The organism is Virgibacillus dakarensis (genome assembly GCF_900155625.1).
GTDB classification, from domain to species: Bacteria; Bacillota; Bacilli; order Bacillales; family Amphibacillaceae; genus Lentibacillus_C; species Lentibacillus_C populi.
The window spans coordinates 1,437,263-1,453,116 of sequence record NZ_LT732553.1 but is presented as its reverse complement, the minus strand read 5'-3'; the positions used below and the strand labels follow the sequence as shown (position 1 = coordinate 1,453,116).

At 38.1% G+C, this 15,854-nt stretch carries 20 protein-coding genes; 14 read left to right on the top strand and 6 right to left on the bottom strand.

The genetic code is table 11. The features are described 5' to 3' along the window. Positions 1-37 precede the first annotated feature (37 nt). On the top strand, positions 38-2,182 hold the full coding sequence (locus tag CZ382_RS07345; RefSeq protein ID WP_088050545.1) for a heavy metal translocating P-type ATPase: 2,145 nt from the start codon (positions 38-40) through the stop codon (positions 2,180-2,182). 254 nt (positions 2,183-2,436) lie between these two features. Here the strand turns inward: CZ382_RS07345 and CZ382_RS07340 are convergent, their stop codons facing one another. The 3 genes from CZ382_RS07340 to CZ382_RS07330 form a co-directional block, all read right to left on the bottom strand. Then, on the bottom strand, positions 2,437-2,937 hold the full coding sequence (locus tag CZ382_RS07340) for a hypothetical protein (RefSeq protein ID WP_230856029.1): 501 nt from the start codon (positions 2,935-2,937) through the stop codon (positions 2,437-2,439). A 290-nt stretch (positions 2,938-3,227) separates the two neighbouring features. Further along, complete coding sequence (locus CZ382_RS07335; RefSeq protein WP_088050544.1) at positions 3,228-3,995, bottom strand: ABC transporter permease; 768 nt, start codon at positions 3,993-3,995, stop codon at positions 3,228-3,230. Next, positions 3,992-4,720, bottom strand: a complete 729-nt coding sequence (locus CZ382_RS07330; RefSeq protein WP_088050543.1) for an ABC transporter ATP-binding protein — start codon at positions 4,718-4,720, stop codon at positions 3,992-3,994. The genes CZ382_RS07335 and CZ382_RS07330 overlap by 4 nt, the downstream gene beginning before the upstream one ends. Before the next feature lie 405 nt (positions 4,721-5,125). On the opposite strand from CZ382_RS07330, the gene CZ382_RS07325 reads away from it, so the two are divergent. Beyond that, the gene (locus CZ382_RS07325) at positions 5,126-5,590 is read left to right on the top strand and encodes a hypothetical protein (RefSeq protein WP_088050542.1); all 465 of its coding nucleotides are present in this window, start codon (positions 5,126-5,128) and stop codon (positions 5,588-5,590) included. A gap of 113 nt (positions 5,591-5,703) precedes the next feature. Here CZ382_RS07325 and CZ382_RS23670 read toward each other — a convergent pair whose 3' ends face one another. Beyond that, complete coding sequence (locus CZ382_RS23670) at positions 5,704-5,859, bottom strand: hypothetical protein (RefSeq protein WP_155554374.1); 156 nt, start codon at positions 5,857-5,859, stop codon at positions 5,704-5,706. Between the two features lie 352 nt (positions 5,860-6,211). Between CZ382_RS23670 and CZ382_RS07320 the strand changes: the two genes are divergently transcribed. From CZ382_RS07320 to CZ382_RS07310, 3 genes are all read left to right on the top strand, one after another. Further along, complete coding sequence (locus CZ382_RS07320) at positions 6,212-6,583, top strand: YxeA family protein (RefSeq protein WP_088050541.1); 372 nt, start codon at positions 6,212-6,214, stop codon at positions 6,581-6,583. A 799-nt stretch (positions 6,584-7,382) separates the two neighbouring features. Continuing rightward, positions 7,383-8,171: a LysM peptidoglycan-binding and 3D domain-containing protein gene (locus CZ382_RS07315; protein WP_088050540.1), complete on the top strand. Its 789-nt coding sequence runs from the start codon at positions 7,383-7,385 to the stop codon at positions 8,169-8,171. A 224-nt stretch (positions 8,172-8,395) separates the two neighbouring features. Continuing rightward, positions 8,396-8,986: a histidine phosphatase family protein gene (locus CZ382_RS07310; RefSeq protein WP_088050539.1), complete on the top strand. Its 591-nt coding sequence runs from the start codon at positions 8,396-8,398 to the stop codon at positions 8,984-8,986. Positions 8,987-9,311: 325 nt separating this feature from the next. Here CZ382_RS07310 and CZ382_RS07305 read toward each other — a convergent pair whose 3' ends face one another. Together CZ382_RS07305 and CZ382_RS07300 are read right to left on the bottom strand one after the other, a co-directional pair. Then, a complete protein-coding gene (locus CZ382_RS07305) occupies positions 9,312-10,007 on the bottom strand; it encodes an LrgB family protein (protein WP_088050538.1) in 696 nt (231 codons plus the stop codon). Further along, positions 10,004-10,363, bottom strand: a complete 360-nt coding sequence (locus tag CZ382_RS07300; RefSeq protein WP_230856028.1) for a CidA/LrgA family protein — start codon at positions 10,361-10,363, stop codon at positions 10,004-10,006. Before CZ382_RS07300 ends, CZ382_RS07305 begins: the two co-directional genes overlap by 4 nt. Before the next feature lie 87 nt (positions 10,364-10,450). Between CZ382_RS07300 and CZ382_RS23665 the strand changes: the two genes are divergently transcribed. From CZ382_RS23665 to CZ382_RS07265, 9 genes are all read left to right on the top strand, one after another. Then, entirely contained in the window at positions 10,451-10,627 is a 177-nt protein-coding gene (locus tag CZ382_RS23665) for a hypothetical protein (protein ID WP_155554373.1), read from the top strand. A 282-nt stretch (positions 10,628-10,909) separates the two neighbouring features. Continuing rightward, positions 10,910-11,725 carry a GNAT family N-acetyltransferase gene (locus CZ382_RS07295; protein ID WP_088050537.1) on the top strand — a complete coding sequence of 272 codons (816 nt, stop codon included), beginning with the start codon at positions 10,910-10,912 and terminating at the stop codon, positions 11,723-11,725. Between the two features lie 45 nt (positions 11,726-11,770). Further along, a complete protein-coding gene (locus CZ382_RS07290; protein WP_088050536.1) occupies positions 11,771-12,298 on the top strand; it encodes a GrpB family protein in 528 nt (175 codons plus the stop codon). Positions 12,299-12,321: 23 nt separating this feature from the next. Further along, on the top strand, positions 12,322-12,870 hold the full coding sequence (locus CZ382_RS07285) for a Rossmann-fold NAD(P)-binding domain-containing protein (protein WP_088050535.1): 549 nt from the start codon (positions 12,322-12,324) through the stop codon (positions 12,868-12,870). A gap of 39 nt (positions 12,871-12,909) precedes the next feature. Next, complete coding sequence (locus CZ382_RS07280; RefSeq protein ID WP_088050534.1) at positions 12,910-13,101, top strand: hypothetical protein; 192 nt, start codon at positions 12,910-12,912, stop codon at positions 13,099-13,101. A gap of 23 nt (positions 13,102-13,124) precedes the next feature. Beyond that, positions 13,125-13,397 carry an alpha/beta fold hydrolase gene (locus CZ382_RS24150; RefSeq protein ID WP_230856027.1) on the top strand — a complete coding sequence of 91 codons (273 nt, stop codon included), beginning with the start codon at positions 13,125-13,127 and terminating at the stop codon, positions 13,395-13,397. A gap of 200 nt (positions 13,398-13,597) precedes the next feature. Further along, a complete protein-coding gene (locus CZ382_RS24145; RefSeq protein WP_230856026.1) occupies positions 13,598-14,095 on the top strand; it encodes an alpha/beta fold hydrolase in 498 nt (165 codons plus the stop codon). A gap of 111 nt (positions 14,096-14,206) precedes the next feature. Further along, positions 14,207-15,187 (top strand): CPBP family intramembrane glutamic endopeptidase, encoded by a 981-nt coding sequence (locus CZ382_RS07270; protein ID WP_088050533.1) that lies wholly within the window; start codon positions 14,207-14,209, stop codon positions 15,185-15,187. Positions 15,188-15,256: 69 nt separating this feature from the next. Then, positions 15,257-15,754 (top strand): GNAT family N-acetyltransferase, encoded by a 498-nt coding sequence (locus CZ382_RS07265; RefSeq protein WP_188724741.1) that lies wholly within the window; start codon positions 15,257-15,259, stop codon positions 15,752-15,754. The last annotated feature ends 100 nt before the right edge of the window (positions 15,755-15,854 follow it).

The following is a 15,854-nucleotide window of genomic DNA, read 5'->3' as shown; positions in this document are numbered from 1 at the left end:
TTATTTAAAAGTCCAGAAGATGATTAGTACACTTTGAATGAAATATCAGTTAAAAAAGAAAAGCTATAATAATTATCAAGGAGAGATAAGCTTGGCAAACCATGATAATAAAACACGCAAACATAGTGAGCACGAACATCACGCTCACGAAGAATATGGACCGTACAGCCATAACGGCCATGAGCAACACAATTATCATGAGAATAGCAATCATGAGGGGCATGGTCATCACGGCCATCATGGTCATGGAGATATGGTGAACGATTTCAAGAAACGATTTTATGTTTCCCTGATTGTTACGATTCCAATTCTAATTTTGTCGCCAATGATCCAAAGTTTTATTGGTGTGGATTGGCAATTTCCGTATACCCAATATATTTTGTTTGGGCTTGCTACATTTATCTTTTTCTATGGTGGCTGGCCATTTATTAGTGGCGGGATTAGTGAATTAAAAGACAAAAACCCTGGAATGATGACGCTTATAGGTCTTGCCATCTTGGTTGCATATGTCTATAGTTCGCTCACTGTATTTGGCCTGGCGGGAAAAGACTTTTTCTGGGAACTAGCTACACTAATCGATATTATGTTATTAGGGCACTGGATTGAAATGCGTTCGGTAATAGGCGCATCCAACGCACTGGAAGAACTCGTCAAACTTATGCCTAATGAAGCCCATAAACTGGATGAAAATGATGAGGTACGAGATGTGCCGGTATCTGATTTAAAAAATAAGGATAGGGTTCTTGTAAAACCTGGTGAGAAAATTCCTGTTGATGGAACTATTACTGATGGCAAATCGGCTATTGATGAATCAATGCTGACCGGAGAATCTGTGCCCGTTGAAAAAAATAAGGGTGATGAAGTAATCGGCGGTTCGGTAAATAAGGAAGGATCGCTTACAATACAGGTTGAAAAAACAGGCGAGGCTTCATACCTATCCCAGGTTATAACACTGGTAAAAGAGGCACAAGAATCAAAGTCCAGAACACAAGATATTACAAACCGAGCAGCAAAATGGTTATTTTATGTTGCCCTGGCAGCAGGTTTTATCACATTGTTCATCTGGCTAATCCTGGGGTATTCTTTTGATGTTGCCCTTGAGCGAATGGTTACCGTGATGGTTATTACTTGTCCCCACGCACTTGGTTTAGCAGCGCCACTTGTCATAGCAGTTTCAACATCGATTTCTGCCAAACATGGACTGCTCATCCGCAATCGTGCCAATTTTGAAGGGGCAAGAAACCTGAATGCAGTTGTTTTTGATAAAACAGGAACACTGACGAAAGGTGAATTCGGAGTTACAAATATTGTACCAAATGAAGGCTATAAAGAAGAAGAAGTCCTGAACTGGGCAGCCAGTTTGGAACAAAATTCTGAGCATCCAATCGCAACTGGTATCGTAAAATCAGCAAAAAACAAAAAGATAAAGTTTAAAAAGATAACCGATTTTGAATCAATTACTGGTAAGGGGATTCAGGGAATAATCGATGGAAAAAAAGTGAATGTTGTTAGCCCTGGTTATGTTACTAGTCAAAATACGGGGTATGATGAACAGCTATTTAATGAAATGTCGGAAGAAGGAAAGACAGTTGTATTTGTTTTACTGGATGATAAATTGGTTGGTATGATTGCTCTAGCTGATATCGTTCGGGAAACAGCGAAAGAGGCAATTGCTGCTCTTAAGGAAAATGGCATCCATTCAATCATGCTGACTGGAGATAATAAGAAGGTTGCTAATTGGGTTGCCAAACAATTGGATATTGATGAAGTGTACGCAGAAGTTTTACCTGATAAAAAGGCAGATCAGGTGAAGAAGATTAAAGAAAAAGGATGGAAGGTAGCAATGACTGGGGATGGTGTCAATGATGCACCCGCATTGGCAACTGCTGATTTAGGTATCGCAATCGGAGCAGGTACTGATGTAGCTATGGAAACAGCGGATATCGTCCTGGTCAAAAGTAACCCGAAGGATGTTGTTTCGTTAATCGATCTATCGAGAAAAACGTACCGGAAAATGATCCAGAATCTGTGGTGGGCGACCGGGTATAATATTTTGGCAATACCACTTGCAGCAGGTGTTTTAGCGCCGGTTGGCATCGTGTTAAGTCCGGCAGTTGGGGCTGTATTAATGAGCCTGAGTACGGTAATTGTTGCGATAAATGCGAAGTTGTTGAAGGCATAATTCGGGAAAACTTAGTATACCCCCAGACAATGATTTTCCTGGGGGTATATGTTAGTTAAATATCAGATCTTTGTATAATACTATCAGCATTAGCTGTTAGTATTCCAGGATATACTTTTTTACATATAATTCATTTGCAAAGGAGGGGAGAGTCTATTTTTATTACTTAAAAGCGAAAACCGTACATCACAGAAACAGGGTCTTCTCAGGATTCAGAATATATCCTGTTATTTCTAATAAATCATAATGTTTTTTTAAGCAAACATTTTCTGAAAATGCTGGTACGTATTTATTTGATCCTGTGTTGGAACGCGAGGGGTAAAATCCCATCCCATTCGTTTCATAAATTCTGCGTACATTTCCATTACCTGAAATTGCTGTAAGGCCATCTCAGCATAGACATGCCTAACATTTTGATCTTGTATCATTAAAGCTGAGGAGTAATTCTCATCAGCCATTGACTTAGCTGTCGTGTGCGATTCCAATGTGATCCATTTATTATCGGTTTCTGCACGATAACGATACTCCATATGGTGAGGAAGATGGAAACTTCCTGGATGAATTGCGTTTAATGGTGGGAGTTCAACATAACCGTGATGATATGGATTTATTAACGTTAACATTATGTTTACATGTACGCGCATCATATTCGCTTGTAGCCGAATCATGTCTCTTAGTTCGATAATAGTTACTTTTTCCTGATACAACTCCAATTTATTTATGACACCCTTATGTGCCGTCAAATGTTCGACCATAATTCAAAGGTCTGCTGCAGGTAAACTAGTCATTTGGTCACCTTCTTTATTCGAAAAAATGGGTTGATTCATTATACTGTATGAAAGGGTGTTTGGATTGTTGAATCAGGCTAATATATGGAAGGAGGGGCCAATGTTTCGTGTTTGCATAGCCATTTTCCATTAGGACTATTTGTAGTAAAAAAGAAAGAAAAGGACGTAACAGTAGCAGTCACGTCTTTTGAAAGGGTTTCTTCTTGATGTTTTTAAATTCAAAAATGTTAACTAAACTAGCACAGGAAGCGAAGCATCTAATCTAAATTCTCCAGACGTTCCTCCAACAGTTGCATGCGGTCATTGAACAGTGTTGGGTATGACAAATAACCAAGCATGATGCTTGTGACAACCGCCGTCGTCAGAAGCAGAAACAAGATGAGCAATTGGAACATGACAGCCTGAACTGGGTCCGCACCTGCGATAATTTGCCCGCTCATCATTCCGGGGAGCTGGACAAGTCCGATCGTTTTTTGGCTTTCGATGGTCGGAATGGTACTTGCCTGAATGGAGGTAATCAACTGCCTGTGAATGGCTTGCTTCGGAGTACCGCCAAGCGACAGGATAAGTTCGGTTTCTTCCCGGTGTGATGCCATTTCAGCTGTAAAACGGTTGAGGAACAAAATTCCGAGCACCATGGAGTTGCCAATGACCATTCCACTGATTGGGATGATATATTGTGCAGTGGGAGGGGTAATGGTTAACCCAAGCAGAATACTTTGCGTCAAAACTTCTACAAATATAAAGGTCAGCACCAATTTCCATGTGATCCCTTTTATGGATGCCCCTTTTTTTCGGGCATTCTGCGCGGCTGCCCCAACCATGAGTGTAATCATCAATAAAATATAAATCATGTTTTCCGAATCGAATACAAATTGCAGGATATATCCAACGGCTAGCAATTGAATGATAGAACGTACTGTTGCAATGAGCGTATCTTTTTCCAGACCTAAGTTAAGGGTTTTGGATAAAACAAGTGGAATGATAACGAAAATTAGGGTAATGGATAATGTTAGAAAACTCATTCCACTTCCCCCTTTACAAAACGTTTCACTTTGTCATTTTCTGGATTTCTTAGCAAATCGCTAGTTCCGGTTTCGATGAGTTCTCCGTTCATCATCACCCAGGTATATTTACCAATAGTCAAAGCTTGTTCCAAGTTGTGTGTAATCCAAATGATGGTCGTTCCGTATTCCTGGTTGATTTGCCCAATCAGCTTCTCAATATCCTGCTGAGAGACGCGGTCCAGGGAAGAGGTGATTTCATCCAGCAGCAAAATTTTTGGCCGATTCACAAGGGTGCGGGCAATTGATAGTTTTTGGCGCTGGCCACCTGATAAATCTTTGCTGTTCCGTTTCAGAAAATCTTTATCCAGGCCCACTACATGCATTAATTCTTCCGCATCTTTTTGTGGTAACGCTTTTCCTTGCAGTGTTAATGGGAGTTCCAGATTTTTTCTTACACTGCCGTTTATCATCGTTGCATTTTGCAGTGCAATTCCAACATTCTGTCGCAGTTCCGCTGGGTCGTAGCTGTTGATCGTTTTTCCGTGAATGTAAATCTCTCCTGAACTTGGTGATTTCAATCCGTTACATAACCGGAACAACGTTGTCTTTCCTGCACCGGAAGGACCTACTAATGTTGTGATTTCACCTTTGGGGAACGATCCGGTAATATTTTTGAGTATATGTAAACTGTCTACCGTATAATGGACCTGTTCAAAACGGATTGCTTCTAGGTTCGTTGTCATTTAGAACACTTCCTTTTCGGTCGAAACAGTGCAAAAGGGGAGTATGATAGCTTATTAATAGCTTCATTTTACTTTTCGCATTTTGCAGTTTCTTTATCCATGGGTAGGAAATAAATATATATTTCCACCATTCATTATAACTATTATAAATTAATATAACATATTATCGTTTTTATACAATTTAATTGATAATAAAAAGATATAAATGATAATGATAATCGATATTATTTAAATAATGCTTGTTTAACTTTTGTAATTATTGTATAATTTGTATAACTCCATAACCTCCTATGAAAATACCTTCATTGAATTCTTCTTAAACGATTTATTTAAGCTTGAATTTCCACTTTTCTGCGTTGCTTTTTTACCATTATTGAACTATTTTTTAATAAGGAGCGTGTTTCAATGGCATCTACTTATTCTGCAATTGCGTGCCCTCATTGCGGCTGCTGTGCTACAGAGGATTATTATTACAAAACATGGGAAAAATTCATTTGGTGTTATCGTTGCGGCTACAGTTATGAAAAAACAATTGATTACTGGAAAAACGCTAATGAGCCTGTTTATTCGGAAAGGGAATACAAAGGTCACGGGATGTGCCTTGTACACAAACGTGATAAGAAAGGATTCCGTAAAATATTACATCGTACGTTAACAAGTGAGGAAACATCTGAATGTCTGAAGGCTTTCCTCGATGAAGACGTGGATTTAAAGGAAAGTTATTTTGTTACTTTCGAGAATGGGATATTTACGACACTCGCTGGTACTCCCCCGAAAGATTTTTATTTACCCTACGACGAATACAAAGAGAAAAAGGAAGCGAATAATCAGCAACTCGAGATTATTTTGCCTGGTATAAAATCTTTCTAGCTGAGTGAAGCTTTCGATATAAGTTAATCTCAAGAAAACAGTTAATGCATAGTGTGGTCAGGTTATGGAGTTTACTAAGGCACCAACGTCAAAGACCCTTTTAGACCTGCTCCTTAATAATCAATTTCTTCAAAATCCTGCGGTTGTGGTGTTGGCTGCATTTGTTTTAACTCATTTTTACTTGTTATTTCGTTATTAATCTCCTGATAAGGTTTTACTTTGCCCAGCTGTTCTTTTGAATGTTTTTTGTTTCCTTTATTTTTATCCATTTAAACACATCCTTTTGTCATTTATGATCGTTATCTTCCCCATATTATTAAAAATTATGATGGGGTATTGTTCCTGAAATAATGACTAAACATATTGAACTTCTGCAAGTATTTTGCTTGTGGCAATAATATAGATAGATGAGGAAGATTCCTTTAGAAGGGCACATATCCGAAATAAGGGTATGTGCCCATTTTGCATTCGTTATGGAAGTATTAAACGCAATGACTATCGATTCGTTTTCTCCCTTACAATTATGTAAGGATGATGAAAGAATTATCTATGGTTTTCAATAAATGGATTAATTATATTGAAATTAGTTAGCCTGTAAATTATAGGAAAGGAAAGATTCACATGAAAAGAAAAGGTAAGCGTAAATTTTTACTCATTCCACTACTGATCATCGCAATTCTTGCAACCGCTATATTTACATTTACTGTACTTGTGCAAAATGAGATAGCAGACAAGCTAAATCCATTTCTACCAAAAACGGATGTGTACGTACAAATTAACGAGACTGGCAAAAAAAGAAAAATAGGCGATTATGAATATACGTTAACTGGCTACGATGAATCAGGAAAACAAAGGGAAGTAACGTTCACTGCCCAGAAAAAACTTCAAGAAGATGCCTACTTGCGAATAGTTACTAAAAGAATTTACGTAGAAACGTGGGAAGAAGTTCAATATGAAGAGATGCCCTTAGCCGTACAAGGAAAATTTAAGTGATAGTTGGATTGTACTACGAGGGAGCAGACTATTCCCCAAAATGCTTGAGTTGATGGTATTTATCATTTCTTTTAAGCATTCAAGCAAAAAAACAAACTTGATCATATCGATAAGAAGAAAGATGGGTGTAGGCTTAACTGGACTAACGGCTCCTTTATTATAGAATCGTTAGTCATTCAGTTGTCCAAACGTCAGGTAAACCATCTAAACAATAAAAAAAGACAAACGTTTTTAACTTGATCAGATAGATTTCAGCAAAGAATTTAACCTTTTACACGGCTATTAACAAGTAATATGATAAAAAAGCAAAAAATGCTAATATAAAGATAACAAATCTGTGCAAAAGAGTTCGTAATGGGACTTTATCAAAATAGAGAAGTTTCGGTAGAGGGGTACTTTCAAATTCGTGAAAGCAATGATGCATTATTGGAATATATTGATAGATTTATCCTGGAGATTTGGTTTTGCCGCCTTTTCCACGGAAGCATAGAATGTTTGCATATCAACCAAAAGAATGGCTCGTTTCATCCATAAAACCCCTTCATGAAAACTAACGTTCGTCTATTCATTATATACGAATGCACGTTCTTTATAAAATGGAAATTATTAGAGCAAACGGTTTTTTAATAGAAAGGTGCCCTGGGGAATTCTATGTAAGAAAAAAAGCAAATAGAACCAATTAATGTTAACTTATTTCATTTGTAAAGCATGTCACCCTTTTTTAAACAGGCTGTAAACGCAGACAGGAGGATATCATGGTAGGATGAGCTTGTCAGTAATTTAAAAGGGGGACAACACAATGAAAAAGTTGGTATCTTTATGTATCGTTCTAATTACTTTAGGAATTTCTGCAATGTCAGTCTCTGCAGCCGAGTATGAAGTACATAAGGGAGACACGCTTTGGGATATAGCAAGCAGCCACGATACAACCGTGGACGAATTGATGGATATAAATGGATTAAAGTCTTCTTTGATTTTTCCAAAACAAGTGTTGAAACTTAATAAAGCGTATTACACTGTACAAAAGGGAGATACACTGAGTGAGATCAGTCAAGCATATGGAGATAAAGTAACTGTTTTGGACCTGAAAAGCTGGAATGATCTTCCTTCTGATTTAATTATTGTTGGACAACAGCTGATCGTAAATGGGTCAGAAACTCAGCCTGAATCAAAACGAGTGGAAAAAACAGCTAATACAGATGCTCGCACCCAAAAATCTGAGTCAGTTGCCGAAAGCAAGGAAGTGAGTAAACCGGATGTAGAAGAGAAGACCGAGGAGCCGCAAACAAAAGCAGAAGGCAGAACATTATCTGTCGAAGCGACTGCATACACAGCTTACTGTACAGGATGTTCAGGAATCTCTGCAACCGGTGTGAATTTACGGGAAAATCCTAATGCAAAAATAATCGCTGTTGATCCGGACGTTATCCCGCTAGGCTCCAAAGTTTATGTAGAAGGCTACGGGTATGCTGTAGCAGCTGATACCGGTGGTGAAATTATTGGGAATACAATAGATGTCCATCTCCCGACGAAGGAACAAGCATACAGCTGGGGCAGAAGAACAGTAGACGTTACCATCGTGGATTAGAAAATAGCTGGCTTTATGAATATGATTTTATAGCAGGATAGTAAGGACAACAGTGTCTGAGTTAAGCTGACATACTGAAGACAATCTAATCTGAAAAAATAAATAATATCAGGGCGATGCTAATTTCTCCAATCCTGGTAATTGGTTAGTATGTTACAATGAAAATATAGAATGTTTAACAACGAGGCTGGATTAGTTGAAAAAATAAGATAGGATGTGGAAAGATGACAAAGCTTGGATTTGTGCGCCATGGAGTGACCGATTGGAACAAAGAGAGGAGAGCACAGGGAAGTTCCGATGTAGCTCTTAATGAGGAAGGGCTTTTACAAGCGGAAACACTTGCTGATCGTTTAGGTACGGAAGACTGGGATGTGATCTATTCCAGTGATCTAGCAAGGGCGAAACAAACCGCTGAAACGATTGGAAGTAAACTGAAGGATGTGTCTGTTTATTTCGATCCCAGACTACGTGAAGTTGGTGGTGGGCTGATTGAAGGGACAACAGAAAAGGAAAGAATAGCCAAGTGGGGAGATAATTGGCGGGAACTGGATTTAGAGAGGGAAAGCAACGACAGTATATTGGCCAGAGGTCGATCCATCATGGATGAGATCCTGAAAAAACAGAATGGGAAGAACATATTGATTGTCAGTCACGGATCTTTTATCAAACATCTTCTTAAAGAATTGCTGCCAGATGAGGATGTAGAAGAATCTCTTGGCAATTGTTCGTTGACGACACTGCAAAATAATAAGGATACCTGGAAGCTGGAGCTGCATAATTGTACGAGACATTTTAGTGAACATTCGTTGCATTAAGTTTATATTGGAAGTCGTAAATGCCTTTTCCAATATGGAAAGGCTCCCTGAACAGAGAGCCTATGTGCAGCCATATTACCAGTTCTTAATAAGGAGAGAGGAACTGGTTCCTCAACCCTAAAGTTGATAGAACTTATACATATTTGCAAGTTCACTTAAGGTAAGGGAGGAAGGATCCTTGTCTGAATCATTCAATACATTAGCATCTCGAAGTTTTCGAATGTAAAATTGTTTCAACTCATCTATACCCTTACGAAGCTGGTTTTGTTTCATCATACACCTCCATAAGCTCATAATGATCTTGAAATGACGCTTTACATGTTTTTTATAAATGGGAAATGTAGGCGAGAATGGGAACGAAAACAGACAGAAATAATGCAGATGTAGTCATAGCAATACTTCCCATCGCCCCTTCCTCTTCGCCCCATACAAGCGAACGATTTGCCCCAAGCATTTGTGCTGAAGTACCCATTGCCAATCCCATCGCAGATTTGCTTCTAACCCCAAATCTTTTTAATAATTTCGGTCCAATCGTTAAAGAAATAAGGGCAGAAATAATTACAAAAATTACTGTCGTTGAAGTAAGTCCGCCAAGGTCGCGGGATACAGTCAAAGCAATAGGGAGGGTTACTGATCTTGGAATCAGTGACGCTCTCGTCTGTTCCGGTAAATGAAAAATCTGGGACATTCCTAGCACAGCTATCAACCCTAATGCGGTACCACAAATAACTCCAGTACAAATTTTTTTGAAATTTTTCTTTAAGAATGACCATTGTTTGTAAAGTGGAACGGCTAAAGAAACGACAGCAAGCTGCAACAGTTGGTTAAAGATAAAGCTTCCTTCCCGGTAGCTTTCCCCTTGAATTGGTAAAACAAGCAGCAGAAGAATAAGCAGGATGGATGCAGTGTATAAAGGGTTAAGCCAGCTCTTTTTATACTTGCGATAGAGTTTTAGGGAAATAAGATAACAGACGAAAGTAATCGACATACAGAAAAAAATATTTACGATAAAATTTGTCATTTCATACCTCTCCTTTTTTCAAGCCACTCCACAGCCAATGCTGTCCCTAATAAACAGCAAATACTGCTTACAATTAAAATAATCAAGATATTCCACTGGAGGATTTCAAGAAAACCTGAAGATAAAAACAGACTGACAATTGGTGGAATAAACAGTAACGTCAGGTGTTTCAATTGAAAGGAAGAAACTTTTTCTATCCATTCCACATTCAAAATTCCGGTGATGAGAACTACAAAAAGCAGTAGCATTCCAACTACACTACCTGGCAGCGGAATAGGAAATACAGCGACGATACCGTTACCAAGGAGCAGAAACCCTATGATGATTATAAGTTGCAGAACCATATCCAGGTTCACTTTATCTACCTCCTTCTAAGTTAATTGGTTAATCCTAGCTTAAAGCACCTTAAAGTCATTGTCATTGAATCTGTCAGGAAACCTAACATGTTTTTTGATATGATGGAAGAAAACCTTACAAACCATCCGCTTAGCGACGTTGACCACGATTTTTTAACTCATTTATGTACACCTTGGAATAAAAAAAGGATATTTAGTCTTGCGAATGGAATGTGTTATGGAGGGGAACTTGAAAATAAGGGAGGAGATGCCCTGCAAGTTTAGATAAGGATGGTGTAGTTCATCTCCAGTTACTGGACGGTAACGAAAAATAGTTGTTTCGGTGATATCAAATCACGAAATGGATGGTCAATTCCCTATGAGTTATCAGATCAAAGGGATCGCTATTCGCTGACCATATAAACCAAACGATATAAGATGATCCAATATAGAAAAAAATTGACGGACAATTTGGCTAGCCCGGGGGCTGACAACTAAGAGCAGGGTTTTAAGATAAATAATAGAATAATTGGGTCTTCATGAAAAAATCAATAGTGAGGTGAAGCAATGTCTCTTTTTTTAAGTGGAAATCTTGCCCGGAGAATAGAACAATCAGAGATAGAGGCTCTGAAGTCCAGACTAACAGCTATAAAAGAAATGGATGGTAACCCAATGAACGTTGAAATAAAAGAATTTGGCAATGCCACAGCGTTTTCCGTAAAGAATATTCCTGGTCCTTCCTTTAATACGGTTAAAGGAATTAGTGGCAGCGAAGAGAAGTATTTGGACGCTATATTGGAATTTTACAAGGAAAGGGGAGTTCCGGCCAGATTTGAAATAACTCCGGCACATGCATCTTTGGAGTTATTTAAGGCTCTTCATGAGAAAGGATACTTTCAATCTGGGTTTCATACTGCACTCGCAGGTTCATTATCTCACGATGTTATTACGAACGAAGAAACAGATGCATCCATTTCTATCCGCAAAATCAGGGAACATGAATTTGAGACTTTCGGAGACATTTATACAAAAGGTTTTCATATGCCTTCTTTTTTAAAAGAACATGTCGCGCAAAACAATAAAGTATTATATAATCACGACAATTGGACTTTTTATTTGGCAAGTTATGAAGGAGAACCTGCTGGAATAGGAGTCTTATTTGAATATGATGGTATAGGGACACTCGCGGCTTCTGCTACTATTCCGGAATTACGAAATCGGGGTGTGCACAGTGCCCTGATCTTGAAACGATTACAACAAGCAAAGCAACATAATTGCAATTTGATTGTTGGGCAGGCAACGTATGGAAGTGTCAGTCAAAAAAATATGGAAAGAGCAGGAATGCGGATTGCTTATACGAAAAGCATTTGGGCGAAGCTTTAGGCCTTATAGTTCAAACCAGGTGCATTTCCTGAAATGGGGAATAGAATGAGAAGGGTTAAGGTAACAGCCTATAATGAAAAATGGCCGTTGATGTTTGCAAAAGAAGCTAATAAATTACGAGAGGTTTTTGGTCCTGAAATTGTTCAAATTCACCATATTGGCAGTAAATCCGTAGTAGGGCTGAAAGCAAAGCCGATTATTGATATCATGCCGGTAGTAAAAAATATCAACCGGGTTGCTGCATTTAACGCAGCAATGAAGGACATCGGATATGAGGCAAAGGGAGAGAATGGTATACCTGGGCGGCGTTATTTCCAAAAAGGAGGGGATAATCGCACACATCATGTTCATATTTACGAATTCGGCGATTCTGAAATAGAACGACACATCGCATTCCGGGACTACATGCGGACACACCCAAATGTGACCGAAAAATATGGAAGTTTAAAAGAGGAATTGGCCAAACGTTTTCCTCATAATATTACGGATTACATAAAAGGAAAGGAACAGCTTGTTTTGGAAATAGAAAGAAAGGCGATGGCATGGTATCAAGCTTTAAACGCTTCACAATAATGGGATAAAAAGGAAGTGATTATATGAAGCATGCACTAATTATTGGTGGAACCGGTATGTTAATGGATGTTTCAAAATGGCTTATTCAGCAATCCGCCTATACTTCGGTAATAGCACGAAACAGAGAAAAACTGAATCGTCTCCAATCTGCTGGTTCAACAGCTAATGTAGATCTCGTTTCCCAAGATTATAAAAACACGGAAGCATTAAGAGAGATTATACAAAACGCGATAGCCAATTATGGGGCTATTGATACGGTGGTGGCGTGGGTGCACGGAGATGCTCCGCAGGCAATTCCGGCAATCCTCGATGAAATCAGCAGCCGGCAAAAAGCAGTTTATAATTTTTTTCATATTAAAGGCAGCAGCTATCACTTAAAATCGATCCAATCGCAGGTTTCAACGCCAGAAAACTGTCAATACCGTGACATACAGCTTGGTTTTGTTGCAGAAGGGAATACATCCAGGTGGTTGAATCATAAGGAAATTGCTGAAGGGGTAATTACGGCGATAAAAAACAGTAAGAAAAGGATGGTAATTGGGCAACTGGAACCGTGGGAGAAGAGACCGTAATACAATCCAGGATATTTTCTTATTACTTTTTGGGAGGTGTTGAAGTTTAACAAAAAAACAAGAGCACGAATCGGGTTGATTTCCAGCCTTATCATCTGCATTTACGGTGTGTATGGATTAGTAACGAAAGACTCCATATCGAATTTGTCGTTTATCCCTATTATTCTAGCAGCAGGCGGCTTTATCGGTTTTATAGGTGGCATCGTCGAAATAAGAAAAATGGAGAAATAACCTTAATAAGGGAGGGAGAAGTAATGGTTTCAGAAGATATTTCTGGCAAGGACGTTGAAAACGGCATTACTGTGAAGGAGTATGTGGAGATTAATGGTCACAGACAAGGGATGATGATTAAAGGGGATGATACGAACAGTCCAGTGTTGTTATTTTTGCACGGTGGCCCTGGATTTCCTGCATATCCGATGATTAAAAAAGCCGGGCTGAAATTGGAACGTTATTTTACGGTCTGCTACTGGGACCAACGAGGAACGGGTATGTCCTATAACAACGAAATAGCAAAAGCCCGTTGACGGTAGAGCAGCTTATTGAGGATACCAATGAAATAACGGAATATTTGTGTAAGAAATTTGGTAAAGAAAAATCTATTTGCTTGGTCATTCATAGGGTACCCTTTTAGGCAGTCTGGTAGCGACAAAGTTTCCTAAGACGTACGAGGCATATATAGGAACAGGGCAAATAGGTGCACAAAACAAATCGGAAAAGGAAGCATATGAATTTTTTCTTAAAACAGCCATCGAACAAAATGACAAAAGGGCTCAAAAAGAAATTCAGGCAGTTACCATTCTATTTTGAAAATAGGGGATATAACCGAATTCGGGGCAAGTATTTAAACAAATATGGTGGTGGCATGACGCATAAACAGTATTCAAACATACGTACAATGGCTCAGACATTAAGCTGCGGGTCTTATAAATTGCAGGAGCGAATCAATATTCTTTTAGGCAGTACATATTCATATCTTTCGTTAGCACGTGAGATGGCCACAAGTGATTTAGTTGAGTTGGCACCAAAATTTGAAATTCCAGTCTATATCATCCATGGGATACATGACTATCAAACGACACATACACAAGCAAAACGGTATTTTGAGGCTATCGAAGCACCAATGAAAAAAATGTATACCTTTTCGCACTCCGCCCATTCACCGTATATTGAGGAACAGGAGCGATTTTACGAGATTATTGAAAAGGATATTTTAAGATGTTAGATACTGAAGAGTACGACACTTGAATAAACACATGATAGTGCAAATAACTGTAAAAATGGAGTGAGGAAGATAGAAAAAAAGTAGAGAAGAAAAGTACATTGGTTGCATTCGATGGATTTGCAGGCAATTAGTCAGGAAGCAAAAAGGAATTACGGAAGAGCAGTTAAGGACTTTAAACAAGTTCGAAGGGAGACATGGCATAACGAAATAATGATTTTGAAACAACAATTCAAGTTTGTGTCAAAAATAGTCAGAAAGAAAAAGGTGGTTTATTTGGTTAAAAAAAATCAATTGACAATGAAAAATACACTAATGATAATTTTTGTTGTGGTTACATTATCTATTATCATTTGGAACCTTATAAGCTACCTTAGTGATATAAGTTCAGGGGGAGAATATAGCCGCATAAATCACTTCTTTATTGCGGTTATTACTACCATATTAAGTGTTATTTTAATAGATTTTGCACGTAGAATTGACAAAATTTCTTGGAAACAACTCAACCTAAGCCCTATACGAACAAATATCCTTTCATTTTTAGTGGGCTTAATTCTCTGGGCTATTCCTGCACTAATTGGTTTGGTAATTTGTTTGATGGTTGGATGGGTTGAAATAACAGTGAAAACAGATTTTAATCACCTCGTGTTAAGTTTATTGATCTTATTCATTACTGTTTTTTTGATAGAAGCATTACCAGAAGAAATTATATTTAGAGGATATATTTATCGTTACTTAAATATATGGTTTCCCCATTGGATGACACTTATCTTACAAACACTTTTGTTTTCGTTATTTGGTTATTTTATAGGGGCTATATATTCCTTGGAACAGCTTTTGTTTATTCCTGGCTTTGCTTTTATCTTAGGTTATTTTAGGGCGGTCTCAGGCAATGTTTGGACAGCGATTGGATTCCACGTTGCTATTATGACAGCTACACAAATTTTAAGTCGGCTCCATGATCATTTTGATGTTAGTGGAATTTTCACCCTTCAATTTTTAGCTTTTATTTTGCTTCCAAGTGTATTAAGTGCCATTGCGCTAGATTTCATTTACCCAAAACACAATTGGCATAAAAAAGAACTTTATTTGTAAGAATTTTTAACCTTCTAACTTTTGCCAGATTCAACAAGAAGTTACACTATGAAAGGGGGATCAAATACTGTGTTTATTAGGCAACTAAATGACAAGGACGCTGAAAAATATCTAGAAATAAGGCTTCAAGCATTACAAACAAATCCAGAAGCATTCGCTTCAAGTTATCAAGAGGAGAAACAATATCCCCTGGAAGTATTTCAAAACAGGTTAAAAGATGATCATTCATACACCTTTGGGGCATTTGAAAATGAAAAACTTTTTGGGGTAGTTAGCTTAGTAAAAGAACAAAAAATAAAAATAAAACATAGGGCAACTATTTACGCTATGTATGTAGTACCCGAACGGCGTGGCAATGGAATAGGTAAAAAATTGTTAGCAGAGGCAATTAAACAGGCAGAGAAATTAAACGGGATTGAACAAGTCCATTTGTCTGTTGTTTCAAATAATGAATCTGCCAAAAACCTCTATCGCTTTTTGGGATTTGAAACGTATGGAATAGATAAAAGAGCATTGAAGATTGATGATAGATACTATGATGAGGAACTTATGGTACTTTATTTTTAAAGTTACGGTTAGTTGAACTGAAGAAATCAGCCTTCATTCAGGAGTGTGAAAAACCTATGAATGTATTAAAGAAACAGTATGACTGGATACGTTTGACCAG